Origin of the sequence: Gemmiger sp. (genome assembly GCF_036306485.1) — a bacterium.
GTDB lineage: Bacteria > Bacillota > Clostridia > Oscillospirales > Ruminococcaceae > Gemmiger.
Genome location: NZ_JAXJZK010000020.1, coordinates 1 through 26428 on the forward strand (window position 1 = coordinate 1; position 26428 = coordinate 26428).

Below are 26428 nucleotides of genomic sequence, written 5' to 3' on the forward strand. Positions count from 1 at the left end.
GGAGCGTCGTTGGCCTTGGTGTTGTTCTTGGTCTCGAGGAACTTGTCGATGACGGCATCGAGGTCAGCGCTCTTGCCCTTCAGGGCCTCAACCTTGGTGATCAGGTTGGCGCGGACCGTCTCATAGCCGATCTGCATGCCGAGGCCGTGCTCAGCGTTATCCTCGAACAGGGAGTTGATCCAGGCAGGACCGCAGCCGCTTTCCTTATTGGTGGTGTACGGGCTGATGGAGGCAGTGCCGCCCCAGATCGAAGAGCAGCCGGTGGCGTTGGAGATGAACATCTTCTCGCCGAAGAGCTGGGTGATCAGGCGGGCATAGGAAGTCTCGGCGCAGCCGGCGCAGGAACCGGAGAACTCAAGCAGCGGCTGGTTGAACTGAGAACCCTTGACGGAGACCTCGGAAACAACGCCGGGGATGTTGTCCTTCTTGCGGATGTTGGCGACGCAGTAGTCGAACGCGGCCTGCTGAGCAGACTGGCTCTCCTGCGGCTTCATCTCGATGGCCTTGGTCGGGCAGACCGTGACGCACTCGCCGCAGCCCATGCAGTCCAGCGGAGAGACAGCCATCGTGTACTTGTACTCGCTTGCCTTGGGCTTGGTGTCGGCCAGCTTGGTGGCTTCGGGAGCCGCGGCGGCCTCATCGGCGGTCAGGCAGAACGGACGGATGGTGGCATGAGAGCAGACAAAGGCGCACTGGTTGCACTGCACGCACTTGTTGGGATCCCACTCGGGAACCATGACAGCGGTGCCGCGCTTCTCGTAGGCAGAGGCGCCCTGCTCCCACTCGCCGTTGGGGTTGGCAGCGAAGGCGGAAACCGGCAGGCTGTCGCCGTCCATACGGGCGATGGGCTCCATGACGTTGCGGATCTGCTTGACGAGGGCATCGGGGCCGGTCAGCGGTTTCGGGGCCGGATCGGGCGTCGGGTTGGACCAGGAGGCGGGAACCTCGACCTTGTGGACAGCGTCCACGCCGGCGTCGATGGCCTTCCAGTTCATCTCAACAACGGCGTCACCCTTCTTGCCGTAGCTCTTCTTGGCGGCGGCCTTCATGTACTCGACGGCTTCGTCGATGGGCATGACATCGGCCAGCTTGAAGAAGGCGGACTGCAGGATCGTGTTGGTGCGCTTGCCCATGCCGATCTCGATGGCCTTATCAATGGCGTTGATGGTGTAGAGCTGAATGTTGTTGTCAGCGATATACTTCTTGTCAGCGGCGTTGAGGTGCTGATCCAGCTCCTCGTCGCTCCACTGGCAGTTGATCATGAAGACGCCGCCCGGCTTGACATCCTGGACCATCTTCATGCCCATGTGGATGTAAGCGGGGTTGTGGCAGGCAACGAAGTCAGCCTGGTTGATGTAGTAGGGGCTGCGGATGGGCTTGTCGCCGAAACGCAGATGGCTGATCGTGACACCGCCGGTCTTCTTGGAGTCATACTGGAAGTACGCCTGAATGTACTTGTCGGTATGGTCGCCGATGATCTTGGTGGAGTTCTTGTTGGCGCCGACGGTACCGTCACCGCCCAGGCCCCAGAACTTGCACTCCTTGGTGCCGGGGGCGGAGGTGATGGGCGCGGGCTTGACTTCGGGCAGGCTCAGGTTGGTCACGTCATCGGTGATGCCGATGGTGAAGCGGGCCTTGGGCTCGTCCTTGGCCAGTTCGGTGTAAACGGCGAAGACGCTGGACGGCGGGGTGTCCTTGGAGCCGAGGCCGTAGCGGCCGCCGGTCAGGACAACGTCGTTCATGCCGGCCTCACGCAGCGTGGTGGCCACGTCGAGGTACAGAGGCTCGCCCAGGGAGCCGGGCTCCTTGGTGCGGTCCAGAACGGCAATCTTCTTGACGGTCTTGGGCAGGACCTTCAGCAGGGCGCTGGAGACCCAGGGACGGTACAGGCGGACGAGCACCAGGCCGACCTTCTCGCCCTTGGCGGTCAGGTAGTCGATGACTTCCTCAGCCACGTCGCAGATGGAGCCCATCGCGATGATGACGCGGTCGGCATCGGGAGCGCCGTAGTAGTTGAACAGATCGTAGTTGGTGCCCAGCTTCTCGTTGATCTTGGCCATGTACTTCTCGACAACCGCCGGCAGAGCCAGGTAGGCGGAGTTGCAGGCCTCACGATGCTGGAAGAAGACGTCGCCGTTCTCGTGGCTGCCGCGCATCTTGGGATGCTCGGGGTTCAGAGCCTTGGCACGGAACTCGGCCACGGCGTCCATGTTGCACATTTCCTTCAGATCGGCGTAGTCCCACTTCTCGATCTTCTGGATCTCATGGGAGGTACGGAAGCCGTCGAAGAAGTTCAGGAACGGAACGCGGCCCTCGATGGCAGACAGGTGCGCAACGGGAGACAGGTCCATGACTTCCTGGGGGTTGGACTCGCACAGCATGGCGAAGCCGGTCTGACGGCAGGCCATGACGTCGCTGTGGTCACCGAAGATGTTCAGGGACTGGGTGGCGACGGTACGGGCGGACACGTCAAAAACGCAGGGCAGCTGCTCGGCCGCGATCTTGTACATGTTGGGGATCATCAGCAGCAGGCCCTGAGAGGCGGTGAAGGTGGTGGTGATGGCACCGGTGCCCAAAGCGCCGTGGACGGCACCGGCAGCGCCGGCCTCGGACTCCATCTCGACAACCTTGACCTGATTCCCGAAGATGTTCTTCAGACCGGCAGCGCTCCACTGGTCAACCGTGTCGGCCATCGGGCTGGAGGGCGTGATCGGGTAGATGGCAGCCACATCGGTAAACGCATAAGCAACATGCGCAGCCGCGGTATTGCCATCCATGGACTGTTTTGCTCTTGGCATTTTTCTTCCTCCGTTTACTGAGGGAATGCCGGAGGGACACTCCCTTTTTAGATTAGCACCCCGCGGTCGGACACCGCGCAGGGGCGGTGCCGGCCCCGGGGCTGGGCGTCCTTTGGGAAGGCAGCAATCCCCTTCCGTTCAGACACTCCCGCTTAAGCCTATTTTACCAAAAAAGGGGGTTGCTAGTAAAGCCTATTTGGTTAGAATGTTGCACAAAAATTTTGTTTTGTTGTGTGCACTTTGACTATTTTCAAACAAAGAGGGCGGGGCTTTTGCGGTATAAGGGTGTTAATTGGGACTTCTTGTGCCGGACGCTGCCGCGCGCCGCCGCCGTGCAAAAGCAACACCTGTCCAGACAAGACCCTGACACACCCGCGCAGGTTGCACCAAACGAAAACACGGTTTTTTAGCGTTACAGCTTGCTTTTTCCGTTCATCTCACCGGCGGGGCGCGGCGGCCGGGTTCAGAGCGATTTGTCCATTTCCTGGCGCTTCTTTGGGCCGGGAACTTCCGGGGTTTTCTGCCCGCCGCGTCTGCCCCGGCACGGTTTGTGCGGTTTGACGGAACGGATTTCTTGACACTTTTTCCCGCCCGCTTTACAATAAAACCAACTTACAGAAAAGGAGTGCCGCAAGATGGCTCATACCGAACAGACTCTGGATTCCCGACAGATCTTTGAAGGCCGCGTGTTCCGGGTAACGGTGGACAAGGTGCAGCTTGAGAACGGCAGCACCAGCACCCGGGAGATTGTGCATCACCACGGCGGCGCCTGCGTGCTGGCCGTGACGGAGGACGACCGGCTGTACCTGGTCCGGCAGTACCGCTATGCGCTGCAGGAGGAGCTGTGGGAGCTGCCCGCCGGCAAGCTGGAGGCCGGCGAGGACCCGCTGGCGGCGGCCAGGCGCGAGCTGGAGGAGGAGTGCGGCGTGACGGCCGACCGGGTGTTCAGCCTGGGGGTGCTCTATCCGACCGTCGGCTATGACAGCGAGAAGATTTATCTGTGGGCCGCGCAGGGTCTGCACCGGACGAGCCAGCACCTCGACGAGGGCGAGTTCCTCGACGCGACGCTGCTGCCCTTTGACGAGGTGCTGCAGATGATCCTGCGGGACGAGATCCGGGACAGCAAGACGGTGGCGGCGGTGCTCAAATACGACCGGCTGCGCCGCGAAGGGAAGGTCTGAGATGCCGACGGTACGCCTTGCCTTCTGTGATCTGGCGCCGGACTGGAACCCCCGGGACAACTACTTCACCCGGGCCGTGACGGGGGCCGGCTGGACCATCCAATTCTGCGACGGGCCGCAGGATCACCCGGATTTTGTGATCTGCGGCACCTTCGGCCATGCGTTCCTGGACTATTCCTGCTGCCGCATCCAGTTTTCCGGCGAGGACAGCTGGCCCGACCTGAATCTGTACGACTACGCGATGGGCTTTGAACTGCTGGACTACCAGGGACGGTATCTGCGGCTGCCGCTCTACGCGATGCGGGACAGCTGGGCGCCGGCGCTTGCCAAACACACGCTGCCCGACGAGGCGTTTCTGAGCCGGACAAAGTTCTGCAACTTTGTGGTGAGCAACGATTTTTCCCGCGAGCGCAACGAGTTCTTTGAGGCGCTCAACGCCCACCGCCCGGTGGACAGCGGCGGCAGCTACCGCAACAACATCGGCGGGCCGGTGGCGGACAAGCTGGCGTTCCAGCGCGGCTACCGGTTTTCCATCGCCTACGAGAACAGCCGCGGCCCCGGCTACTGCACCGAGAAGATTGTGGACGCCTTTGCGGCGGGCACCGTCCCGATTTACTGGGGCGATCCGCTGATCAAGCAGGAGTTCAACCCCGCGGCCTTCCTGTGCGCCGACGACTACCCCGATCTGCCCTCGCTGATCGAGGCCATCGACGCGCTGGACCGGGACACCGAGCGGTATCTGGCCGCCTGCCGGGCGCCGATCCTGGCGCCGGACGGCAGTTCCCGGGCGCAGCGCTATCGGACCGACGCCCCCTGCCGGGAATTCCTGACCGGCATCTTTGAGAAAGGCCCCCACCTGCGCCGCAACCGGAGCTGCTGGGGCACCATCTACGAGGGGGATCTGCACTACTATTACAAGCTGGCCGAGCAGGCGTCCCAGCCCCGGACGTTCTGGCAGCGGCTGCTGGGACGGAGCTGAGATGACCGACACTGAACACTACACGCTGCACCCCATTGCCCACATCCGCACCGACTTTGCCGAGAAGTTCGGCATTCCGCGCCAGAGCGGTCTGGTCGCCGAGCTGCAGGGGCGGATTGTCTTTGAACCGGCCTACCGCAACCCCGAGGCGCTGCGCGGGCTGGAAGAATATGAGTATCTCTGGCTGATCTGGCAGTTTTCCGAGGTGGTGCGCAGCGGGCAGGACAGCTGGCGCCCGACGGTGCGCCCGCCCCGGCTGGGCGGCAACACCCGGATGGGCGTCTTTGCGACCCGCAGCCCCTTCCGGCCCAACGCGCTGGGGCTGTCCTGCGTGCGGCTGGCCGGGGTGGAACCCGCGACGCCGGACGGACCGGTGATTCTTGTCGCGGGCGCCGACCTGCTGGACGGCACGCCGATCTACGACATCAAGCCGTATCTGCCCTATGTGGACGCCCACCCCGACGCCGCGGGCGGATTCACCGACCGCACCCGCGGCTATGCGCTGGAGGTGGACTGCCCCGCCGAGCTGCTGGCCCGCCTGCCCGAGGACCGGCGGGCGGCGCTGTGCGGGGTGCTGCGCAGCGACCCGCGCCCGAGCTACCAGCATGACCCCGACCGGGTGTACGGGATGCGCTTTGCGGGCTTCACGGTGCGGTTCCAAGTGGATGGCCGCCGCCTGACGGTCTGCGACATCCGCCCCGACCCCTGAGACCTTCCGAACGCCGGACCCGACTTTCTTTGCCGGGCCCGGCGTTTTTTCCGGCACTTCCCCGCCCCGGATGCCGTGTCAGCTTCTTTTCGTTTTCCTGCAAAACGCCGCCCCCGGACAGGCCGGGGGCGGCGTTGTTTGTTATGTTCTGCGGGCGGGCAGAAGCCGGCGCAGACGGCGGCCGAAGAGCAGTGCGACGGCGGTCAGCAGGCTGATGACCTCGCACAGCCGCCAGAGTCTGGGTTCGACAAACCGGACCGTGAAGGTGCCGGAGTAGCCGGGGCTGAGCACGGCAGCCACCTTGCCCCCCGCCGTCTTGGCCACCGAGACGGTGCCGCCGTCGTTGGCGGTGAGCCGGTAGCCGGGATAGTAGATCAGCGGCAGTTCGACGCTGGCATCGGCGTCGGAGGGGTTTTCGGCCGTGACGGTGCAGCAGAGATCGCCGCGCTGCGCGTCCGTGATGACGGCCCCGCCCACCGTGTGGAAGGAGGTGTCGTCGGTCCAGTCCTCGTCAAAGCCGACCGGCAGGTATTCCAGCATGCTGTTGTCCTTGCCGGACTGGATGTCGCGGCCCTCGGCGGTGCGGTTGCGGCCGATGTAGCCATGGGCGTACATGCCGCAGTCCATCCAGGCGAGCAGGCAGCCCAGCACGACGAGGATGGACGCCGCGCCGGCGGCGAGCTGCCGGGTGGTGCAGTGCTGCAGGCAGAGCACGGCGCAGCCGCCGAGCAGGGCGAAGCAGAGCGAGACCGGCATCAGGTAGCGGAACGGGAACTGGATGTTGCACAGGATTTTGGCAATCGGGGTACCGAGGATCTCATACAGGCTGTTCCAGTCCATCCAGCAGACCAGATAGACGCCGGCCGCTCCCAGCAGGGCGGCGGGAATGCCGATCTGGTCGGCGCGGCGGGGCCAGCGGCGGAACACCGCCTTGCACAGCAGGTAGAGCGCGGCGGCCAGCACGAGGGCGCCGCCGATGCGCAGTGCCGAGGTGGAGAGGTCGTCGTCCCACAGCCGGAACAGGAATCCGACCGAGGTCCGCACGGCGTTGAGGTCGTGGTTTTCCAGCGCGGTGCCGCGGTAGGGGTCGCGCAGATACTGCAGGAACGGCACGAGGAACCACAGGTTGAGCAGCACCGTGAGGCCGGCGCCCTTGAGCAGGATGAGCAGGTTGCGGCGCCGCAGGGCCCGGGGCAGGCAGAGCAGCACGAGGGCGACCGAGGTCAGCGCCATGATTTCAGTGCTGACGGTGTGGCTCTGGATCAGGCCGGTGAAGCCGAGCATGAGGGGCAGCCAGGCGCGGTCGTGCTCACGCGGGGAGGCGTCGTCGGCGTAGAGGGCCCAGAACCCCCAGGCGATCATCGGCAGGAAGGCGATGGCGATGGCCTCGCCGATGCCGTGGCGCCAGTAGCAGTCCGTCAGGCGGTAAGCGGCGGTCGCATAGAGGGCGGTGGCGGTGAAGGCCGCCGTCCGGGAGCGCAGCATCCGCGAGAAGCTGATCCAGCCGATCGCGACGGTCAGCGCGCCGGTGACAAAGAGCAGCGCGTTGAACGCCTGGTAGAGCGGGAAGCCCGCCAGAACGAGGAGCGCCGGGAAATAGAGCAGCGCCTCGCCATAGAAAATCGGGCTGGCGTAGCCGTAGCCGTTGAGGAAATCCGGGTAGATGCGCACCGGGAACTGGCCGGAGCGCAGTCCCTGGGCGATGCTCCAGATGCGGTTGTAGTGGAAATAGGTGTCGGGGCCGTGGCCGGCGAAATCGCTGAAGGTGGGGTAACAGACCAGCACCGTGAGAGCGGCCAGCCCGAACAGGACGGCGCGGCGGCGGGGGTCGGGCAGCAGGCGGCTGTCCGGCGAGAGGGCCCAGACCAGCAGGTCGAGCGCCGCAAAGAGGAGCAGCGCCGTGACGAGCCGGACGACACGCCAGCCCCAGTCCTCCTGGACGCGGACGGCGTAGACGGTCAGGTCGGGGGTGTCGGCATAGACCTGCAGTGCGAGGTCGCTGCGCCGGCCCTGGACCCAGAAATGGCCGCTGACCGTGCCGTCGCCGTCCAGCGTGAGGTCATAGCCGGCGGACTGGGTCATCGTGACGTTGGCGCGCAGCGTTCCGACCGTGACGCCGCTGCGGGCATTGGCGGCCGCGTAGTCGATGGAAAATTCATACCGTCCTTCCCAGAGGCTGAACCACGGGGAGGAAAAGACGCCGACACCGACGCTGTTCTCGTCGGCGGCCTCGGCCTCGGCGAGCCCGGCGAAGGTTTCGTCGCAGCCGTCCTGCAGCCGGATGCCGCCGCGGTCGTCGGTGGTGACGGGCAGCTGATCGCGCAGGCCGGTCATCTCGGCGCCGGTGAAGGCGGCGGACTGGACCGGGCGGGTCAGCGCCGCGGCAAGGCTGAGCAGCACCGCGAGCTGGAGGATGACCAGCACGGTGCGCAGCGGATGGGCCGCCGCGCGGCGGCCCAGGGTCGTGAAGAGTTGTTTCATCGTCTCACCGCCGGCAGCTTATTCGTCCGCACCCTCGTCGGCGCGGCGTTCCTCGGCCTCGATGGCCGCGAGCTCCTCCGGCGAGGGGTCGCTCTCCCCTTCGTCCTCGGGCTTGGCGGTCTCGGCGGAGGCGTCATGATCGACACGGGCCAGCGTGGCAACCTTGTCGTTGGCGTTGAGGCGCATGACCCGGACGCCGCTGCCGTAGCGGGACTGGATGTTGATGTCCGAGACGTGCATCCGGATCAGGATGCCGTCCTGGCTGATGAGGATGAGGTCGTCGGTCTCGTCCACCACCTTGATGCCGGCGACGCCGCCGCGGGTATAGTTGCGGATGCCCAGACCGCCGCGGCGGGTGATGCGGTAGTCGTCGATGAGGCTGCGGCGTCCCTTGCCGTCCTCGGTGACGGTGACGACGGTTGCGCCGGGCCGGCAGACGCCGACGCCGACGACGTAGTCCCCTTCCCGCAGGCGGATAACCCGGACGCCGTGGCCGGTGCGGCCCATGGCGCGGGCGCCGGACTCGCTGAAGTGGATGGCGGCGCCGTCGTGGGTGGCCACGATGAGTTCATCGTCGCCGCCCGTCAGATGGCACCAGACCAGGGCGTCGTCCTCGTTGATCGCGATGGCGTTGAGGCCGGCGCGGCGGATGTTGCGGAACTGGGACAGCGGGGTGCGCTTGATGAGGCCCTGACGGGTGACCATCGTGATATAGCTGGTTTCGGGGTCCATGTCGGCGGGCTGGCGCATCATGATGGTGACCTTCTCGCCCTCCTGCAGCTGCAGGAGGTTGGCGATGTGGGTGCCCTTGGCGGTGCGGCTGCCCTCGGCGACCTGGTAGCCCTTGAGGCGGTAGACGCGGCCGCGGTCCGTCATGAAGAGCATGTTGTCATGGGTGGAGCCGATGAACAGTTCCTCGGTGAAGTCGCTGTCCTTCTGGGTCATGCCGGCCACGCCGCGGCCGCCGCGGTTCTGGGCGGTGTAGGTGTCCACGGCGGTGCGCTTGATGTACCCTTCATGGGTCAGCGTAAAGACGCAGGTTTCCTCGGGGATCAGGTCCTCGATGTCCACCTCGCCGGAGACCGCCTCGATGGAGGTGCGGCGGTCGTCGCCGTACTTGTCGGCCAGGGCGGTCAGGTCGTTCTTGACAATCGCCATCGTGTGGGCGTCGTTGGACAGGATGTCCTTGTAGTTCTCGATGGCGGTGCGCAGCTGGCCGAGTTCCTCGTCGATCTTGAGGATCTCGAGCCCGGCCAGACGGCCGAGCTGCAGTTTGACAATGGCGTCGGCCTGGGGATCGTCAAAGCCGAATTTTTCCATAATGGCGGCCTTGGCCTCGGCGAAGCCGCCGCGGCAGCCGCGGATGGTGGCGATGATCTCATCGACAATATCGACGGCGCGGCGCAGGCCCTCGAGGATGTGTTCCCGGTCCTGGGCCTTCTTGAGCTCAAAGGCGGTGCGGCGGCGGATGACCTGGAACTGGAAGTCCAGATAGCGCTGCATCATCGTCTTGAGGCTCATGATCTTGGGCACGCCGTCATCCAGCGCGAGCATGATGACGCCGACGGTGTCCTGCAGCTGGGTGTAGCGGTAGAGCTGGTTGAGCACCACCTGGGGGTTGGCGTCCTTCTTGATCTCGACAAGGATCTTCATGCCGGTGCGGGAGGAGGACAGGTCGTTGAGGTCCGAGATGCCGTCAATCCGCTTTTCCTTGACGAGGTCGCCGATGGATTCCAGCAGCCGGGTCTTGTTGACCATGTAGGGAATCTCGGTGATGACGATCTCAAAGCGGCCGTTCTTTTTCTCGACGATCTCGGCGCGGCCGCGCAGCGTGATCTTGCCGCGGCCCGTCGCGTAGGCGGCGCGGATGCCGCTGCGGCCCATGATGATGCCGCCGGTCGGGAAATCGGGGCCCTTGATGTGCTCCATCAGGCCGGGCAGGTCAATGTCGGGGTTGTCGATGAGGGCGACCATGCCGCTGACGACCTCGCGCAGGTTGTGGGGCGGGATGTTGGTCGCCATGCCGACCGCGATGCCCTGGCTGCCGTTGACCAGCAGGTTGGGGAACCGGCTGGGCAGCACATGGGGTTCCTTCTTGGTCTCGTCGAAGTTGGGGTCCCAGTCGACGGTGTCCTTCTCGATGTCGGTGAGCATCTCGCAGGCGATCTTGGACATCCGGGCCTCAGTGTAACGGTAAGCGGCCGGGGGGTCGCCGTCCACCGAGCCGAAGTTGCCCTGGCCGTCCACGAGCGGATACCGCAGGCTGAAGTCCTGGGCCAGACGGACCATCGCATCGTAGACGCTGGCGTCGCCGTGGGGATGGTAGGCGCCGAGCACCGCGCCGACCGTGTCGGCCGATTTGCGGTAGGGATGGGAGGGGTCATTGCCGCGCTCATGCATTGTGTAGAGGATGCGGCGGTGCACCGGCTTGAGGCCGTCGCGCACATCGGGCAGCGCGCGGGAGACAATGACCGACATCGAGTAATCCAGGAAGGCCGTCTCGATCTCCTGCCGCACGTCCCGCACAATCACTTTGGTGCCCGAACCGGGTACCATAATCACATTTTCTTCCATTCAATTCACCTTAATCTGTCACACATCGAGCTTGGCATACTTGGCGTTGCGCTCAATGAATTCTTTGCGCGGTTCGACCTGCTCGCCCATCAGGATGCTGAACGCCTCGTCGGCGCGCTCGGCGTCCTCGATCTTGATCTGGACGATGACGCGGTTGGCGGGGTTCATCGTGGTCTCCCAGAGCTGTTCGGGGTTCATCTCGCCGAGGCCCTTGTAGCGGTTGACCTTGGCGCCGGGCATCTCGGCCGAGAGGACCTTCATCTCCTCGTCATTGTAGGCATACTTGACGGTGCTGCCCTTCTGCAGCTTGAACAGGGGCGGCTGGGCGACATACACATAGCCGTGCTCGATGAGCGGCCGCATATAGCGGAAAAAGAAGGTCAGCATCAGCGTGCAGATGTGGGAGCCGTCCACATCGGCATCGGCCATGATGAAGATCTTGTGATAGCGCACCTTGGTGATGTCGAACTCGTCGCCGATGCCGGTGCCCAGCGCGGTCACGACGGGCATCAGCTTGTCGTTGCCGTAGATGCGGTCGGCGCGGGCCTTCTCGACGTTGAGCATCTTGCCCCACAGCGGCAGGATGGCCTGGATGTTGGAGTCGCGGCCCTGCTTGGCGGAGCCGCCGGCGGAATCGCCCTCGACGATGAAGATTTCGGTTTTGGCGGGGTCGCTCTCGTGGCAGTCGGCGAGTTTGCCGGGCATGCGGTTGTTTTCCAGCGCGCTCTTGCGGCGGACCAGCTCGCGGGCCTTTTTGGCGGCGGCGCGGGCGCGGGCCGCCTGGGTGACCTTCTCGAAGATGGTCTTGGCGACGGCGGGGTTCTCCTCCAGGAATTCCGAGAGCTTGGCGTACACCATGCCGGAGACCAGCGTCTTGATGTAGGTGTTGCCGAGCTTGGCCTTGGTCTGGCCCTCGAACTGGGCTTCCTGCAGCTTGACCGACACGACGGCGATCAGGCCCTCGCGCACGTCGCTGCCCTGCCAGTTCTCGTCCTTGTCCTTCAGATACCCCTTGGCGCGGCCGAACTCGTTGAAGACGCGGGTCAGCGCGGTCTTGAAGCCCTCCTCATGGGTGCCGCCCTCGGGGGTGTGAACGTTGTTGGCAAAGCTGAGCAGCAGTTCATTGAAGCTGTCGCAGTACTGGATGGCCACCTCGGCGACGGCGCCGTTGGCCTCGCCGCGCATATAGATGACCTGGGGATGCAGCGGGGTCAGGTCGCGCTTTTCGTGCAGGTACTGCACAAAGCTGCGGATGCCGCCCTCATAGCACATGGATTCCCGGCGCGGCTGGTTGTCGTTGTCGGCGAGGGTTTCGGGCCGCTCGTCGGTCAGCGTGATGCGGACGCCGGCATTGAGGAAGCTCTCCTCCCGCAGGCGCTTGAGCAGGATCTCGTAGTCATAGACGGTGGTCTCGGTGAACATTTCGGGGTCCGGCTTGAAGGTGACCGTCGTGCCGGTCGAGGCCGCGGGGCCGATCTTTTTCAGGTCGCCGTCCGGCTTGCCGCGCCGGAAGCTCTGCTCGTACTCGGCGCCGTCGCGGCGGACCCGGACGACGAGCCACTCGCTCAGCGCGTTGACGACGCTGGCGCCGACGCCGTGCAGACCGCCCGAGACCTTGTAGCCGGAATTTTCGCCGCCGAACTTGCCGCCGGCGTGCAGGACGGTGTAGACGACGGTCACGGCGGGGATGCCCATTTTGGGCTGGATGTCCACAGGGATGCCGCGGCCGTTGTCGCTGACTTCGATGATGTTGCCGGGCTTGATGCTGACCTCGATGTGGGTGCAGTAGCCGGCGAGTGCCTCGTCGATGGAGTTATCGACGATCTCATAGACCAGGTGATGCAGACCGCTCGGCCCGGTCGAACCGATGTACATACCGGGCCGCTTGCGCACGGCCTCCAGGCCCTCGAGAACCTGGATCTGTGCGCCGCCGTACTCGTGGTCGGTGGCGGTGTCGCGGTTGGTTTCGGTGATGATTTCTTCTGCCATTGAATCCTTTCCTCCATTCCCTCGGGGGGTGCGGGTAAAACCGGTTTCCGGGAATCAGTATACACCCGGCATCCGGCTCTCAGAGATCAAATTTCGCGGCGCGGCCGCGGATGGCCGCCGTTGAGATCTGGGTCACATAGACGGTCTGTCCGGGAAAATCCGTGACGACAAAGCTCTTGGGCATGTCGCCGCTGACATCCACCACCGCGCCTTCCCGTTCGGCGCGGCGCAGGAACTCGTCGGTGATTTTGGGTTTCTGGCCCGCATCGGTGGCGGTGTCCAGATCAAACACCCCGATGATGTCGCGGGTCTGGACGATGAAGTCCTGTCCCAGATGCAGATACACGGTGGTTTCCTGCCTTTCAGTCCTCCCGCACCCGGCCGCCCTCGACGAATACCAATTTTCCGTTGGTGCGCGCAAAAGCGGCGGAGTCGCAGGTCGTCACAAAGGTCTGTTTGTCCTCGATGCGGGTCAGCAGATAGGTCTGGCGGGCGTCGTCCAGCTCGCTGAGCACATCGTCCAGCAGCATGACCGGGTGCTCGCCCAGCACCTCGCCGGCGACGGCGGCCTCGGCCAGCTTCATGGACAGCACGGCGCTGCGCTGCTGGCCCTGGCTGCCGTAGATCTTGCCGGGCTGGCCGTCAATGAGGATTTCAAGATCCTCGCGGTGCGGCCCGGTCAGGCAGAAGCCGGCGCGCTGTTCGGCGGTGCGCAGCCCCTGCAGCCGGGCGGCCAGGTGTTCGGCGTCGGGCTGGCAGCAGGGCAGATAGCGCAGCTCCAGCGTCTCGGCGCCCCGGGAAATATCCCGGTAATTGGCGGCTGCCGCGGGGGCCAGCCGTTCCAGATAGGCGGCCCGGCGCTGCATGACCTCGGTGCCGTAGCGGACCATTGCCTCGTTGTAGGCATCGAGCAGCAGGTCGGCGCCGGCCGTGATGTCGTAGGCCTTGAGCAGCGCGTTTTTCTGGGCCACGACCCGCAGATACCGGCGCGACGCCGCCAGATACCCCGGGTAGAGCTGGCAGAGCGCCGCATCCAGAAAATGGCGGCGCCCTTCCGGCCCGCCCTTGATGAGGCTCAGATGATTGGGGTCAAAGACCACCGCCGTGAAGGTGCCCGCAATGGAGGCAGCCCGGCCGCGGTCCGCGCCGTTGAGGCTGACGGTCCGGCCGGGACGGCGGCTTTCGCGGCTGCCGACGGTCAGGCGGGCGGTCTGGGGACGGCCGCCGCTCTCAAAGGCGGCATCCAGCACGGCAAACGCGGCGCCGCGCCGGATCAGTTCGGCGTCGCGGGCGCCGCGGAAACTCTTGCCGCCGGTCAGCAGCCAGACGGCCTCAAGCAGATTGGTCTTGCCCTGGCCGTTTGCACCGCACAGGACGGTCAGCTGCGGCGCGGGATGCAGTTCGGCCTGCGCGAGGTTGCGGAAATCCGTGACGGCCAGACGGTCCAGCCGCATCAGCCGCCCTCCGCAATGCGGACGGCGCGGCCGTCCAGCTCGATCACGTCGCCGCTGACGCATTTTTTGCCCCGCATCGTGCAGACTTCGCCGTTGAGCGTCACGGCGCCGCCCTGGATCAGCTCCTTGGCCTCGCCGCCCGTCTCGCACAGGCCGGCGAATTTGAGCAGGGCGTCCAGCTTGATGTTCGGCGTATGAATCCGGATGATTTCCATACTTGTCAGCCCCCGTTTCAGCCCTCGTTCTTGAACCGCACCGGCAGGACCAGATAGATGAAGTCCTTGCCCTCGACCGGCAGCAGCTTGACCGGGCTGAGCGGTCCGTTGATCTCAATGCGCAGTTTCTCGGCCTTGGAGTTGCGCAGCGCGTCGAGAAGATAGCGGTTGTTGAAGCCGATTTCCATCACATCGCCCTCCATGCTCTCGGGGGCGAACTCGTCCACGACCTTGCCCAGCGGCGTCTGGCAGCGCACCGTGACCTTGTCGGGCGCAAAGGTGATGCGCAGCGGGTTCTTGAGCCGGTCGGTGATGATCAGCGAAGCGCGTTCCAGCGTGCTGATGAAGCTCTTGCAGTCCACGACGACCTGGGTGCGGCACTCCTTGGGGATGACCCGCTCATAGTTGAGGAACTCTCCCTCGATCAGACGGCTCATGATCGTGTAGCCGTTCGTCGTAAAGACGACATACCGCCGGTTGGCGTCGATCTTGACGGGGTCCTCCGGTCCGCCCAGGATCTTGAGCAGCTCCTGCAGGGTTTTGGCGGGGATGATGATGCGGATGTCGCGGGTGCAGGTCACGTCGCGCTGCAAAATGGCGAGGCGGAACCCGTCGAGCGCCACAATCGTCAGGCTGCCCGGCTCGATGACGAACAGCTCGCCGGTGTGGGCGGGCTTCTTGTCCTCGACGGCGACCGCATAAATGGTCTTTTCGATCATCTCGCGCATCATCGAGGTGGGAATCGTCATGGTATTTTCGGCCGCCGTATTGGGCAGACTCGGATAATCGCTCGCGTTGAGGGCGGGAATCTCAAATTCCGCGACGCCGCCGCTGATGATGGCCATGCCCTCGTTGTTCAGCTCGACCCGGACGGTGCCGGACGGCATCCGGCTGACCACCGAGCCGAACAGCTTGGCTTCCAGCACGGTCTCGCCGGGGACCAGCACGTTGCATTCGATGGTCGTCGTGATGCCCATCTCCATATCGTAGCCGGTCAGCGTCAGGGCGAAGCCCTCGGCCTTGAGGTAGATGCCCTCGAGCACCGGAATGGCGGAGCGGTTGGTGATCGCGCGGGAAACGCCGTCAATGGCGGCGGAGAGAAGTGACTTGTCGCACTCGAATTTCAATTTTATTCACCTCATTGAAGTTGCAGAATCGGGATTATGGCGGCTGTGTTCGGGACAGCGCTGAGTTTTCCACCGCCTTAGCTGCTTCTGGCACCCCGCGCAGCCCGAAACCTTCCGGTCTGGCAGGAGAAACAGAAAACTTTGATAGTCGTAGTAGTAGGGGGTGTGGAAACCGTGGAAAACCCGTGGAATGCGGATAACGGCCGGATTTGCGGGCTGTGGATTTTCCGGAAAGCGGTGTGGAAATCTTTTCCGCGGCTGTTGAGAACCGGAGTTGTCAACTTGCGCGGTGGAAAACTCATGTTAATTGTTGAAAAATCGGTTGAAAATGTTGAAAGATGGGTTTTCCCGTGGAAAACGTACCGAAAGAGCGGTTTACCGTCGGTTTTTGAAACCGTCAGGTCCGGATGTTTTTCATGATGTCGTCCACGGTCTCTTTCAGGTGGCGGTCCTTGCCGATGTTTTTCTCCATCGTGTTGATGGAGTACACGACGGTGGAATGATCGCGCTGGAATTCCGAACCGATGGCTTCCATGCTCATGCCGGTGATCTCGCGGATGATGTACATGGACATCTGCCGGGCGGCGCTGACGTTGGCGCTGCGCTTCTTGCCGCGGATGTCGGCGGGCATGACGTTGTAGGTGCGCGCAACTTCGTTGATGATCTTTTCAATCGTGACCGGGATGGGCTGGGTGTCGTTGAGGGTGTCCTTGATGGCCGTCGTGGTCACCCCGATGCAGGGGGCGATGCCCTCCAGCATATAGTAGGCGTTGAGCTTTTTCACGGCGCCTTCCAGCTGACGGATGTTCTGTTTGAGATGGTTGGCGATGTATTCGGCCACATCGTCGGGCAGGTCGAGGTTGAGCAGCTCGGCCTTGCGCTTGACGATGGCGACGCGGGTCTCAAAGTCCGGCGGCTGGATGTCGGCGGTCAGGCCCCACTCGAACCGGGTGCGCAGACGCTCTTCCAGGCTCTTGATCTCCTTGGCCGGGCGATCCGACGCCAGCACGATCTGCTTGCCGGCGTTGTGCAGCGTGTTGAAGGTGTGGAAAAATTCCTCCTGGGTGCTCTCCTTGCCGGCCAGGAACTGGATATCGTCGATCAGCAGCACGTCGGCCTCGCGGTATTTCTGTCGGAACTGCTCGGTGGTCGCCGTCTTGACGGCCGTGATGATCTCGTTGGTGAATTTTTCACAATCCACATAGACAATGTTGAAATCCGGATGGTTCTTGCGGATCTCAATCTGGATGGCGTTGAGCAGATGGGTCTTGCCGAGTCCCGACGGGCCGTAGATGAACAGCGGGTTGTAGGCGCCGGACGGGTTGGCCGCGACCGCCTGGGCCGCCGCGAACGCGAACTGGTTGGACGGGCCGCGGATGAAGTTTTCAAAGGTGAAGTCGTACCGGCCGGACGGCAGGCTGGCTTCGTCCAGCGCCTTGCGGGACTTGTCCGGCGCGGCTTCCTCGTGCGGGACGGTGAAGCGCACCTCCACATCGAAGCCCAGCACCGTCTTGAACGCCTCGGCCAGCAGCCCGGTGTAGCGGTCGGATACGATCTTGCAGATGAAATCATTGCGGACTTCCAGCGTGATGCAGTTGGAATTTTCAAAGCTCACGGCCTTGAGTCCGCTGATGTAATACTGATAGGTCGCGTCGGCGGTATGTTCACGGCAGTACTCCTTCGCCGCGTCCAGAACGTCGTTGAATGAATCCATGATACTCCCCACTTCGGTGATTTTTTTGTCCCTGCCCCGGGACACAAAGATACAGATATAGTATAGCACAATTCCACAACCAATACAATTATAATATGTAGTGAGTTTTCAACCTTCCCTGCAATAAATGTTGAAAAACCGCGCAACCGGTTGCCACCCGCGTCAAACCCTGCTATAATTAAAAAATTATCTGCCGCGTATGCGGACGGAAGGGGGCGGTGCGGATGACGCGCAGCAGCGGACGGCGTGCCGCGGTGTTTCTGGTGCTGCTGGCGGTGCTGTGGGCCGCCGTGATGGCGGGCAGCGCCGTCGAACCGCTGCGCACGCTGCTGGCGGAGCTGACCGATTCGACGGGGTACAGCGATGCCCCGGCCGAGGAGATTGCCGAGAACCTGGCGCTGGTCTGCACCGAGGACGATGCCGCGGGGCTCATCATCGGGGACAGCGTCTGCAACCAGGTGTTCGGCCCCTTCCAGGACTGCAACGAGGACTGGACGGTGGCCGCGACCAACCGGGCCGTGACGCTGGCGGGCCAGTACCTGCTGGCCGAGCAGTTCCTGGACGCCCACCCGCAGGCCGAGGAGGTCTGGCTGATGCTGGCCCCCGACTCTTTCGCGGCGGACTTTGATGCGAACTACGGCTACCAGTACGTCGTGACCGGCTTTGCCCCCTACGGGCTGCTGAGCCACCTCGATGCCGAGACCCGCGCCGAGCTGGCCCGGGCCTACGGGGCGCCCTTCCTGAGCGAGGGGTTCGTGCGCTGGATCAACGCCTCCCCGCTGGGACGCAAGCTCTACCTCAACGCGCTGGTGGACCTGGGCGGCGGGCTGGACCGGGAGGGCGCGCTCTGCCCGATGGCGCAGCGCACCCTTGACCGGCTGGAAACGCTCTGCCGCGAACACGGCGCGGCGTTCCACCTGGTCTGTGACCCGCTGGCCTCCACCGAGTACCGGCAGACCAGCCTGGCCGCGCTGGAACAGGCCTTCCGCGAGGCGGGACTCTATGACCGGTACGCGGGGTATTTCACCGACGTGGTGTGGTACGACCCGGGGCTGTTCGGACCGGACGGCCTGCATTTTGACTATGAGACTTCCGATCTCGCATTTTTCGCCGATGTCGTGCGCGACCTGCAGCAGGCAACGGGCGGATTTGCCGGCATGACGCTGCAATATGACTGAAAACAGCGGTTTTTCCTCTTGACAAACTCCCCATGGGTACGATATAATTGAAATCTGCAAGGCTGCCCCTGTATAAACGGGCATTGGCCAAGCGCAAGAATGCGAAATGCCCAATCATGGGGGAAACTTTGAAGGAGGGAATACCACAATGAAGCAGACTTTCCAGCCGAAAAAGCGTCAGCGCAGCCGCGTCCATGGCTTTCTGAAGCGCATGGCTTCCAAGAACGGCCGCAAGGTGCTGGCCCGCCGCCGCGCGAAGGGCCGCAAGAGCCTGACCGTCTGATCGGACAAATCTGATACCGCAAATAAAGGCTGCTGCGATTGTCAGCGGCCTTTTTTGCTAAATACGGCAGACTCTGGATGCTGCCCACAGCGGAAAAGAATGCTATGCGATACAGAAAACTGACGAAGAACCGGGAATTTACCCGGCTTTATGCCCGCGGCAAGAGCTATGTACATCCCAACCTGGTGCTGTATGTGGCCAAGAACCGGTACGGGGTGCCGCGGGTGGGCCTGACCGCCACCAAGAAGGTCGGCCATGCCGTGCAGCGCAACCGGGCGCGGCGCGTCATGCGCGAAGCGCTCAGCGAACACCTCTCGCAAAATGCCGGCGGATATGATATAATCCTGGTAGCGCGCGGCCGCACGCCCTACCTCAAGAGCACCCAGGTCAGCCGGACGCTGGCCGCCCTGATGCGCCGCGCCGGTCTGCCTGACAAGGCGGACGAGCAATCATGATCGTCCGGGTGCTCTCGGCGATGATCCGGTTTTACCAGCGGCGGATCAGTCCGCTGCTCGGGCACAACTGCCGGTTCACGCCGACCTGCAGCCAGTACGCCCTCGACGCGCTGCGGATTCACGGCGCCGCCAAGGGCCTGCTGCTGACGGTCTGGCGGCTGCTGCGCTGCCAGCCGCTGGGACGCTGCGGCTATGACCCGGTGCCCGAGAAGGGCCGCTGGATCAATCCCCGCCGCCGGCTGCACCGCGGCTGAGCCCCGCGGGACCGAACCAACCTCTCATGTCTTCCCCCGCACGGCGAAGACCTACTATAAAATAAATGCTCCGCGTGCGGGCGGGGCGGAAGGACAGACTATGGGATTTCTTGCAATGATCCTGGGACCGTTGATGCGGATGCTGTATCAGCTGATCCCGAACTTCGCCCTCACGATGATTGTTTTCACCGTGATCATCAAACTGGTCACGCTGCCGCTTGCCATCAAGCAGCAGAAGTCCATGGCCAAGATGTCGGTGTTCACGCCGCTCATCAACGAGATCCAGCAAAAGTACAAGAACAATCAGGAAAAACAGCAGGAGGAGATGCTCAAGCTCCAGCAGGAGTACGGCTTCAGCCCGACGGCGGGCTGCCTGCCGATGCTCATCACCTTCCTGCTGCTGTTCGGCATGATCGAAGTGGTCTACCGTCCGGTGCAGTACATCCTGGGCATCCCCAAGGATGCCATCACGGCCGCCTGTGAGGCGCTGGGCATCGCGACGAACAACACCACGACGATGCAGACCATGCTGATCAGCCAGATCCACGCCGGCGCCGCCGCGACGGTCAACACCGGCCTGACCGCCGACCAGATCAGCGCCATCAGCAGCTTCAACACGGACTTCCTCGGCATGGATATGTGTGTGGTGCCCGGCTTCCACCTGTCGCCCATCATCATCTTCCCGATCATTGCGGCCGTGACGATGTTCCTCTCCTATGGTATGACCCAGAAGATGTCCGGCCAGCAGGCCCAGATGCAGCGCAGCATGAAGATCATGATGTGGGGCATGAACATCATGTTCGTCGTCATGTGCTTCCAGCTGCCGGTGGCCTTCTCGCTGTACTACGGCACCTCCAACATCTGCCAGCTGCTCCAGACGGCGCTGACCTACACCGTGTACAGCCCCGAGAAGTTCAAGGCCCAGTATGAGGCCGAACTCGCTGCCAAGAAAGCGGCCAAGAAGGAAAAGAAGACCGTGACCGTGCAGGAGAACGGCAAGAAGATCGAGAAGGAAGTCAGCCATCGCGAGGCGGACCGGATGCGCCTGGAGTATGCGCGTCAGCTGGATGCCGAGCGGGATGCCTACGACCGGACCGTGCCGCTGACGGCGGAACAGCGCGCCGAGCGGGATGCGCAGACCAAGACCCGCAAACGCAGAAAGTAAAAATCCCGCCCTGGGAGTGGTAAGGAGGTTATCAACGATGCGAGAAATGGAAATGACCGCCCGGACCGTGGAGGAAGCCGTCGAGGCTGCCTGTGCCGCGCTGGGCGTTGACCGTGACGACCTGAATGTGAGCTACGAGGTGCTGGAGATGCCGGCCCGCCGCGGCCTGTTCAAGGTCATCCCCGCCCGCGTCCGGGTGACGGTGGAGGAGTCCGAGACCGCCGCTCCGGCGCCCGAGTCCGCTGCGCCGGCGCCCGCCGAACCGGAGGCACAGCCCGCCCCCGAAACGCCGTCCGAACCCGCCGCGCAGCCCGAACAGCCCGAGGCCGCCGCACCCGCCGAGGCTCCGGCCGAAGCCCCGGCGCCCGAGACCGCTGCGGACGGCGAGCAGCCGCTGGACATTGCGGCGGACCCGCGCCTGCAGGCCGCCGTGGACTACCTGACCCCCATCTTCACGATGATGGGTGCGCATGATTTCACCTTCCGTGCCGGCCGCAAGGGGGAGGCCACCATCCTGCATGTGGAGGGTGACCGCCTGGGCGCGCTGATCGGCCGCCGCGGTGAGACGATGGAGAGCCTGTCCTACCTGGCCAGCCTCGTCGTCAACCGGATGGAAGGACCCTATGTGAAACTCGGCATCGACGTGGGCGGCTACCGCGACAAGCGGGAGGAGGACCTGGCGGCGCTGGCCCGCCGGATCTCCGAGCGGGTCATCCGCACCGGCTGCTATTACGAGATGGAGCCGATGAACCCCTACGAGCGGCACATCATCCACACGGCGGTCGCCGGCGTGGAGGGCGTCCGCAGCGAGAGCAAGGGCGAAGGCCCCGAGCGCCGCGTCGTGATCTATTCCACCGACCCCGATGCCTGCAACCTGCCCGACCGTGACAGCGGCCGCCGCCGCGGTGGCCGCGGCGGTTCCCGCGGCGGACGCTCGGGCCGCGGCAATGACCGCCAGCGCGGCGGCCGTCCGGGCCGCGGCAGCCGGGAAGGCGGCAACCGTTCCGGACGGGGCGGCAGCCGCCGTGGCCCCCGCGCCTCCAGCGTGCCGGCCCGCGAATTTGCCGAGACGCCCCGTGATCCCGAGGCCCGCCCGCAGGCCCCGGCCCGCACCGAGCATATCCATGACGGTGACGAGTTCGAGATGTTCGGCAAGATCGAACTGTAACCCTTCCGCCCTTCGGGGCAAACCCCAACCCGACCCCAACGCCGGTGACAGCGCCCCGCGCCGCCACCGGCGCTTTTTTTGTTTGTTTTCCGTCCTGCGTTCCCCCTGCACGGCCCGGCTCCGCACGGCCCGTTGCTCTGTAATCTTTTTTCAGTCCCTTGCCCAGCCCATTGCCCCCTGACGCTTTTTCATTCCCTTGCACGCCCCGTTCTCTTGCGGCCCTTCCCCCATTTTTCCCACGGGAAAAACTGAAACCCCCGCCGGTTTTCCACAAACCAAGAAAAAAGAGTGGAAAACTTCGCTTTGGGGGGAAGGCCGCAAAAAAGCTCCCAGCTTGCTTGCGATCGACTCCCCGCTTTCCGCCGCCCGCTCCCCTCGCCACTGCTGCCCGCCGCCGCTCCCGCCTGCCATCGCTTCCCACCCTGCCGCCGCGTCCTGTCTTGCCGTCACTTCCCACCCCGCCGCCACTTCCTGCCTTGTCATCACTTGCCGCCCCGCCCACCATCCGCCAGCATACCCTCCCAACCTTAGCCTTTCCCCGCTCGATTTTTTCACTTCTCGCCCCATCCGCCCTGTCTCTCTTCTCTGCCGCGCCCCCTGTGCTGACACCCCGGCCACCACCTTTCCCCGATTCCACCCCCACCCCTGCGGCATTTCTGTCTGTCCTGCGCCGCACCTTTTCCCGCAGAAAAACCATGTCAACTTTCCACAAACCAAGCAAAAAGAGTGGAAAACTTCGCTTTGCGGGAAGGCTGTGAGAAAGATCCTGCCTTGTGGGCCACCGGCGCTTTTGTCTGCCTGGTTTCCGCTCTGCTTTCCCCCGCCCGACCCGGGCCCGCTGTTCCGTAACGCTTTTTCGTTCCCTTGTACGCCCTGTTCTCTTGCGGCCCTTCCCCGCCCCTCGCCGCCCTCCCGCAGCTTGGTTGACCACCCTGTTCCGCGGAAGGGCTTTTTTGTTGCCTTCCCCCGCCTACGGCTCCGCCACACGGCCTTTCCCCCACTTTTCCCCGCGAAAAAACCTGAAACCCCCGCCGGTTTTCCACAAACCAAGCAAAAAGAGTGGAAAACTTTGCTTTGGGGGAAAGCTGCAAAAAATCCGCTGCCTTGTGGGCCATCGGGTCCCCGCCGCCCGCTCCCCTCGCCGCTGCTGCCTGCCACCACTTCCCACCCTGCCGCCGCGTCCCACCCCGCCTGCCATCCGCCAACATACCCTCCCAACCCGAGCCTTTCCCCGCCCGATTTTTTCACTTCGCACCCCATCTGCCCCGCGGGATTCCCGTCTCGCGGCCTTTCCCGTACCCTCCCCGCCTCACCCCTTCGCCAACGCTCCCTCCCGCCCGGCTCCATTTTCATCATTTCCGGATTTTTCCCCGCGCCCCTGTGCTGCCCCCTTCCCGGCCACGACCTTTCCCCGTTTCCCTCCTACCCCCCGCCCCTCCCGTCTGTCCTGCCCCCTTCCCACAGAAAAACCCCGCCAACTTTCCACAAAGCGGCAAGAACTTGTGGAAAAGTCGGCGGGGTTGCGCGGCGAGACGGGGGCGGGTATAATAGAGAAAACACGCAATCGAGGACAGGGGGACTGGATATGTCGATCACCGTTCGGGGCGTCACCTTGCTGCCGCCCGCCCGGGTGGGAGCCGGGCAGATGCGGGTCATTGTGCCCGTGATGGCAAACGATCTGGGACCGGCCGCGGCGGCCGGGCAGGCCGGGGACCTGGTGGAGCTGCGTCTGGACGCGCTGCCGGAGCTGGACCTGGCGGCGGCGCGGGAGGCGCTGGCCCGGACCCGGCAGGCCATCGGACCCCAGCGGCCGCTGCTGGCGACGGTGCGCACCCGTGCGGAGGGCGGGCTGACCGATCTGCCGCCCGAGCGCTACGCCGCGCTGCTGGAAGCGCTGTGCGCGGACCGCGTTGCCGACCTGGTGGACCTGGAACTGAGCACCGGGCCGGAGATCCTGCGCCGGGTGACCGGGGCCGCCCGCCAGGCGGGGGTCGTGACGGTGATCAGCAGCCACGATTTTTCGGCCACGCCGGAGACCGGCGAGATGGCCGCCCGGCTGAACCGGATGGCGGACTGGGGCGATGTGGCCAAGCTGGCCGTGATGCCCCGCTGCCCCGCCGATGCTGCCCGCCTGCTGGAAGCGACGGCCCTGGCGGCGCAGGCCCGGCCCGACACGCCGCTGATCACGATGGCCATGGGCCCGCTGGGCGCCGTGACCCGCGTCTGCGGCGCGGCGTTCGGCTGCTGCGCGGGGTTTGCCTCGGCCGGCGTGAGCAGCGCCCCCGGCCAGCCGGCCGCCGAGGCCCTGCGCGCCGCGCTGTCCGCCCTGCCCGGCTGCGGCGTCTGAACTCCGATACAAACGAACAGCCCTCCCGGGCCATCCCGGGAGGGCTGTTTCCTGTCCCAAAAAAGCGGCGCCCTCCCGAAGTTGCCCGGGAGGGCGCCGCGGTGGATTCAGGTGTGCAGAACCATCACTTGTTCTTGGGGATCAGCACGGTCTTGCCGCCCATGTAGGGCTGCAGGACGGTGGGAATCGTGACGGTGCCGTCGGCCTGGAGATGGTTCTCCAGGAAGGCGATCAGCATGCGCGGCGGGGCCACGCAGGTGTTGTTGAGGGTGTGGGCCAGATGGGTCTTGCCGTCCTCGTCCTTGTAGCGGATGTGCAGGCGGCGGGCCTGGGCATCGCCGAGGTTGGAGCAGCTGCAGACCTCGAAGTACTTCTGCTGACGGGGGCTCCAGGCCTCGATGTCGCAGCTCTTGACCTTGAGGTCGGCCAGGTCGCCGGAGCAGCACTCCAGCTGGCGGACCGGAATTTCCATCGAGCGGAACAGCTCGACGGAGTTGTGCCACAGCTTGTCGTACCAGGTCATGCTGTCCTCCGGCTTGCAGACGACAATCATCTCCTGCTTTTCAAACTGATGGATGCGGTAGATGCCGCGCTCCTCGATGCCGTGGGCGCCCTTCTCCTTGCGGAAGCAGGGAGAATAGCTGGTCAGGGTCAGGGGCAGCTTGGCGCCGTCCAGCGTCTGGTCGATGAAGCGGCCGATCATCGTGTGTTCGCTGGTGCCGATCAGATAGAGGTCCTCGCCCTCGATCTTGTACATCATGGCATCCATCTCGGGGAAGGACATGACGCCCTTGACGACGTTGCCGTGCATCATGAAGGGCGGGATCACATAGGTGAAGCCCTTGTCGATCATGAAGTCGCGGGCGTAGGCGAGCACCGCCTCGTGCAGGCGGGCGATGTCGCCGAGCAGGTAGTAGAAGCCGTTGCCGGCGACGCGGCCGGCGGAGTCCAGATCGATGCCGTCAAAGCTCTCCATGATGTCGACATGGTACGGGATGGGGTAATCCGGCACGACGGGATCGCCGAAGCGCTGGACCTCGACGTTGCAGCTGTCATCGGGGCCGATGGGCACGCTGGGGTCGATCATCTGGGGAATCGTGTACATGATCTGCTGGATCTTCTCCTGCAGTTCGGATTCGCGGGTTTCCAGCTCCTTGAGGCGGTCGGCCTGGGCGGTGACCTGCTTCTTGATCTCCTCGGCTTCGGCGGCCTTGGAGGGGTCCTTCTTGGCCTGGCCCATCAGCATACCGATCTGCTTGGAGAGCTTGTTGCGGTTGGCGCGCAGCGAGTCGCCCTCGCCGATGGCGGCGCGGTACTCGGCGTCGAGGGCGATGACCTCATCGACCAGCGGCAGCTTGGCGTCCTGGAATTTCTTTTTGATGTTCTCCCGCACTTCGTCGGGATGCTCGCGGACAAAACGGATGTCTAACATGATAAATCCCTTTCCTCTCTTATTGATGGCGTTCGGGGTCATATTGCCCCAGCAGCCCGGCAAACTGCCGGAGCTGGTCGTCGGAATAGAAAGCAATGCTGAGTGTGCCGCGGCCGTCCTTGTACTCGACATGCACCTCGTTGCCGGTGACCTCCTTGAGGGCGGCTTCGACCTCGGCGGCGAGGACCGGCCGGGTGAAGGCGTCCTCGCGGCGGGCGGGCCTGGGAGGCCGGGACAGCTTGCGGCAGAGCGATTCGGTCTGCCGGACGTTGAGGCCCTTGGCCGTGACCTGCTCGGCGGCGGCCTGCATGAGGTCGTCGCTGGCCAGGCCGAGAATCGCCTTGGCATGGCCGGCGCTCAGGGCGCCGGTGCGGACCTGTTCGCGGACCGGTTCGGGCAGCGAGAGCAGCCGCATCGAGTTGGTGATGGCGCTGCGGCTCTTGCCCAGACGGCGGGCGGCCTCCTCCTGGGTGAGGCCGTAGCGGTCGATGAGCTGACGGCAGCCCTCGGCCACCTCGATGGGATCGAGGTCCTCGCGCTGGAGGTTCTCGATCAGGGCCAGGGCGGCGGCCTGCTCGTCGGTCACTTCCTTGACCAGGACGGGCACCTCCTCCAGCCCGGCCATCCGGGCGGCACGCCAGCGGCGCTCCCCCGCGATGATGACGTAGCCGGGCCCGGCCTTCTTGGGCCGCACGGCGATGGGCTGCAGCAGGCCGTTCTCGGCGATGCTGGCCGAGAGGGCCGCCAGCGACTCCTCGTCAAAGTTCTTGCGCGGCTGGTCGGGGTCGGGCTCGATCTCCCGCAGCGGCAGATGGGTCACATCCGCGCTGTCCCCCTCCTCGGGGGGCAGGTCCTCGAACAGACTGTCCAGGCCCTTGCCGAGTCCGCCCAGTTTGCGTTTTGCCATCGTTGGTTCACTCCCCTT

21 protein-coding genes are annotated in these 26428 nt (G+C 64.4%); 10 read left to right on the top strand and 11 right to left on the bottom strand.

Translation table 11 applies throughout. The annotated features are described in order from the left end of the window. Nucleotides 1-2798 (bottom strand): pyruvate:ferredoxin (flavodoxin) oxidoreductase (gene nifJ, locus U0L91_RS04560; protein WP_330045033.1); only part of this gene is annotated, 2798 nt, incomplete at its 3' end. Between the two features lie 635 nt (nt 2799-3433). Between nifJ and U0L91_RS04565 the strand changes: the two genes are divergently transcribed. The 3 genes from U0L91_RS04565 to tsaA are packed head-to-tail and all read left to right on the top strand — an operon-like array spanning nt 3434 to nt 5667. After that, nucleotides 3434-3979: an NUDIX hydrolase gene (locus U0L91_RS04565; RefSeq protein WP_330045034.1), complete on the top strand. Its 546-nt coding sequence runs from the start codon at nt 3434-3436 to the stop codon at nt 3977-3979. Nucleotide 3980: 1 nt separating this feature from the next. Further along, the gene (locus U0L91_RS04570; protein WP_330045035.1) at nt 3981-4958 is read left to right on the top strand and encodes a glycosyltransferase family 10 domain-containing protein; all 978 of its coding nucleotides are present in this window, start codon (nt 3981-3983) and stop codon (nt 4956-4958) included. Between the two features lies 1 nt (nt 4959). Further along, a complete protein-coding gene (gene tsaA / locus U0L91_RS04575) occupies nt 4960-5667 on the top strand; it encodes a tRNA (N6-threonylcarbamoyladenosine(37)-N6)-methyltransferase TrmO (protein WP_330045036.1) in 708 nt (235 codons plus the stop codon). 141 nt (nt 5668-5808) lie between these two features. Here tsaA and U0L91_RS04580 read toward each other — a convergent pair whose 3' ends face one another. The 8 genes from U0L91_RS04580 to dnaA all read right to left on the bottom strand — a co-directional run bounded on the left by U0L91_RS04580 (nt 5809) and on the right by dnaA (nt 17221). After that, nucleotides 5809-8148, bottom strand: a complete 2340-nt coding sequence (locus U0L91_RS04580) for a DUF6541 family protein (RefSeq protein ID WP_330045037.1) — start codon at nt 8146-8148, stop codon at nt 5809-5811. Nucleotides 8149-8166: 18 nt separating this feature from the next. After that, the gene (gyrA, locus tag U0L91_RS04585; protein ID WP_330045038.1) at nt 8167-10722 is read right to left on the bottom strand and encodes a DNA gyrase subunit A; all 2556 of its coding nucleotides are present in this window, start codon (nt 10720-10722) and stop codon (nt 8167-8169) included. A gap of 18 nt (nt 10723-10740) precedes the next feature. Next, nucleotides 10741-12711 carry a DNA topoisomerase (ATP-hydrolyzing) subunit B gene (gyrB, locus tag U0L91_RS04590; protein WP_330045039.1) on the bottom strand — a complete coding sequence of 657 codons (1971 nt, stop codon included), beginning with the start codon at nt 12709-12711 and terminating at the stop codon, nt 10741-10743. A 79-nt stretch (nt 12712-12790) separates the two neighbouring features. Further along, nucleotides 12791-13057, bottom strand: a complete 267-nt coding sequence (remB, locus tag U0L91_RS04595; protein WP_330045040.1) for an extracellular matrix regulator RemB — start codon at nt 13055-13057, stop codon at nt 12791-12793. 16 nt (nt 13058-13073) lie between these two features. Continuing rightward, on the bottom strand, nt 13074-14165 hold the full coding sequence (recF, locus tag U0L91_RS04600; RefSeq protein ID WP_330045041.1) for a DNA replication/repair protein RecF: 1092 nt from the start codon (nt 14163-14165) through the stop codon (nt 13074-13076). Further along, the gene (locus tag U0L91_RS04605; RefSeq protein ID WP_330045042.1) at nt 14165-14380 is read right to left on the bottom strand and encodes an RNA-binding S4 domain-containing protein; all 216 of its coding nucleotides are present in this window, start codon (nt 14378-14380) and stop codon (nt 14165-14167) included. The genes recF and U0L91_RS04605 overlap by 1 nt, the downstream gene beginning before the upstream one ends. Nucleotides 14381-14397: 17 nt before the next feature. Further along, nucleotides 14398-15507 (bottom strand): DNA polymerase III subunit beta, encoded by a 1110-nt coding sequence (dnaN, locus tag U0L91_RS04610; protein ID WP_330045043.1) that lies wholly within the window; start codon nt 15505-15507, stop codon nt 14398-14400. A gap of 397 nt (nt 15508-15904) precedes the next feature. Continuing rightward, entirely contained in the window at nt 15905-17221 is a 1317-nt protein-coding gene (gene dnaA / locus U0L91_RS04615; RefSeq protein WP_330045044.1) for a chromosomal replication initiator protein DnaA, read from the bottom strand. Nucleotides 17222-17445: 224 nt separating this feature from the next. Here dnaA and U0L91_RS04620 point away from each other — a divergent pair, with 224 nt between their 5' ends. The 7 genes from U0L91_RS04620 (at nt 17446) to aroD (ending at nt 24071) form a co-directional block, all read left to right on the top strand. Then, nucleotides 17446-18399, top strand: a complete 954-nt coding sequence (locus U0L91_RS04620; protein ID WP_330045045.1) for a hypothetical protein — start codon at nt 17446-17448, stop codon at nt 18397-18399. Between the two features lie 148 nt (nt 18400-18547). Beyond that, on the top strand, nt 18548-18682 hold the full coding sequence (rpmH, locus tag U0L91_RS04625; protein ID WP_204648700.1) for a 50S ribosomal protein L34: 135 nt from the start codon (nt 18548-18550) through the stop codon (nt 18680-18682). A 104-nt stretch (nt 18683-18786) separates the two neighbouring features. Continuing rightward, nucleotides 18787-19137, top strand: coding sequence for a ribonuclease P protein component (gene rnpA / locus U0L91_RS04630; RefSeq protein WP_330045046.1), 351 nt, complete (start codon nt 18787-18789; stop codon nt 19135-19137). Then, entirely contained in the window at nt 19134-19391 is a 258-nt protein-coding gene (yidD, locus tag U0L91_RS04635) for a membrane protein insertion efficiency factor YidD (protein ID WP_330045047.1), read from the top strand. Before rnpA ends, yidD begins: the two co-directional genes overlap by 4 nt. Nucleotides 19392-19491: 100 nt before the next feature. Next, nucleotides 19492-20556 carry a membrane protein insertase YidC gene (gene yidC, locus U0L91_RS04640; protein ID WP_330045048.1) on the top strand — a complete coding sequence of 355 codons (1065 nt, stop codon included), beginning with the start codon at nt 19492-19494 and terminating at the stop codon, nt 20554-20556. 37 nt (nt 20557-20593) lie between these two features. Further along, on the top strand, nt 20594-21724 hold the full coding sequence (gene jag, locus U0L91_RS04645; protein WP_330045049.1) for an RNA-binding cell elongation regulator Jag/EloR: 1131 nt from the start codon (nt 20594-20596) through the stop codon (nt 21722-21724). Between the two features lie 1585 nt (nt 21725-23309). Further along, nucleotides 23310-24071 (top strand): type I 3-dehydroquinate dehydratase, encoded by a 762-nt coding sequence (gene aroD / locus U0L91_RS04650; protein ID WP_330045050.1) that lies wholly within the window; start codon nt 23310-23312, stop codon nt 24069-24071. A gap of 124 nt (nt 24072-24195) precedes the next feature. Here aroD and serS read toward each other — a convergent pair whose 3' ends face one another. Further along, the gene (gene serS / locus U0L91_RS04655) at nt 24196-25503 is read right to left on the bottom strand and encodes a serine--tRNA ligase (RefSeq protein ID WP_330045051.1); all 1308 of its coding nucleotides are present in this window, start codon (nt 25501-25503) and stop codon (nt 24196-24198) included. A 19-nt stretch (nt 25504-25522) separates the two neighbouring features. Next, entirely contained in the window at nt 25523-26410 is an 888-nt protein-coding gene (locus U0L91_RS04660) for a ParB/RepB/Spo0J family partition protein (protein ID WP_330045052.1), read from the bottom strand. Between the last annotated feature and the right edge of the window lie 18 nt (nt 26411-26428).

Excerpts from the sequence above, each read along its gene's own strand:
- U0L91_RS04565 (WP_330045034.1), top strand. The coding sequence starts at position 3,434 with ATGGCTCATACCGAACAGACTCTGGATTCCCGACAGATCTTTGAAGGC.
- U0L91_RS04570 (WP_330045035.1), top strand. The coding sequence starts at position 3,981 with ATGCCGACGGTACGCCTTGCCTTCTGTGATCTGGCGCCGGACTGGAAC.
- tsaA (WP_330045036.1), top strand. The coding sequence starts at position 4,960 with ATGACCGACACTGAACACTACACGCTGCACCCCATTGCCCACATCCGC.
- U0L91_RS04580 (WP_330045037.1), bottom strand. The coding sequence starts at position 8,148 with ATGAAACAACTCTTCACGACCCTGGGCCGCCGCGCGGCGGCCCATCCG.
- gyrA (WP_330045038.1), bottom strand. The coding sequence starts at position 10,722 with ATGGAAGAAAATGTGATTATGGTACCCGGTTCGGGCACCAAAGTGATT.
- gyrB (WP_330045039.1), bottom strand. The coding sequence starts at position 12,711 with ATGGCAGAAGAAATCATCACCGAAACCAACCGCGACACCGCCACCGAC.
- recF (WP_330045041.1), bottom strand. The coding sequence starts at position 14,165 with ATGCGGCTGGACCGTCTGGCCGTCACGGATTTCCGCAACCTCGCGCAG.
- U0L91_RS04605 (WP_330045042.1), bottom strand. The coding sequence starts at position 14,380 with ATGGAAATCATCCGGATTCATACGCCGAACATCAAGCTGGACGCCCTG.
- dnaA (WP_330045044.1), bottom strand. The coding sequence starts at position 17,221 with ATGGATTCATTCAACGACGTTCTGGACGCGGCGAAGGAGTACTGCCGT.
- U0L91_RS04620 (WP_330045045.1), top strand. The coding sequence starts at position 17,446 with ATGACGCGCAGCAGCGGACGGCGTGCCGCGGTGTTTCTGGTGCTGCTG.
- rpmH (WP_204648700.1), top strand. The coding sequence starts at position 18,548 with ATGAAGCAGACTTTCCAGCCGAAAAAGCGTCAGCGCAGCCGCGTCCAT.
- rnpA (WP_330045046.1), top strand. The coding sequence starts at position 18,787 with ATGCGATACAGAAAACTGACGAAGAACCGGGAATTTACCCGGCTTTAT.
- yidD (WP_330045047.1), top strand. The coding sequence starts at position 19,134 with ATGATCGTCCGGGTGCTCTCGGCGATGATCCGGTTTTACCAGCGGCGG.
- yidC (WP_330045048.1), top strand. The coding sequence starts at position 19,492 with ATGGGATTTCTTGCAATGATCCTGGGACCGTTGATGCGGATGCTGTAT.
- jag (WP_330045049.1), top strand. The coding sequence starts at position 20,594 with ATGCGAGAAATGGAAATGACCGCCCGGACCGTGGAGGAAGCCGTCGAG.
- aroD (WP_330045050.1), top strand. The coding sequence starts at position 23,310 with ATGTCGATCACCGTTCGGGGCGTCACCTTGCTGCCGCCCGCCCGGGTG.
- serS (WP_330045051.1), bottom strand. The coding sequence starts at position 25,503 with ATGTTAGACATCCGTTTTGTCCGCGAGCATCCCGACGAAGTGCGGGAG.
- U0L91_RS04660 (WP_330045052.1), bottom strand. The coding sequence starts at position 26,410 with ATGGCAAAACGCAAACTGGGCGGACTCGGCAAGGGCCTGGACAGTCTG.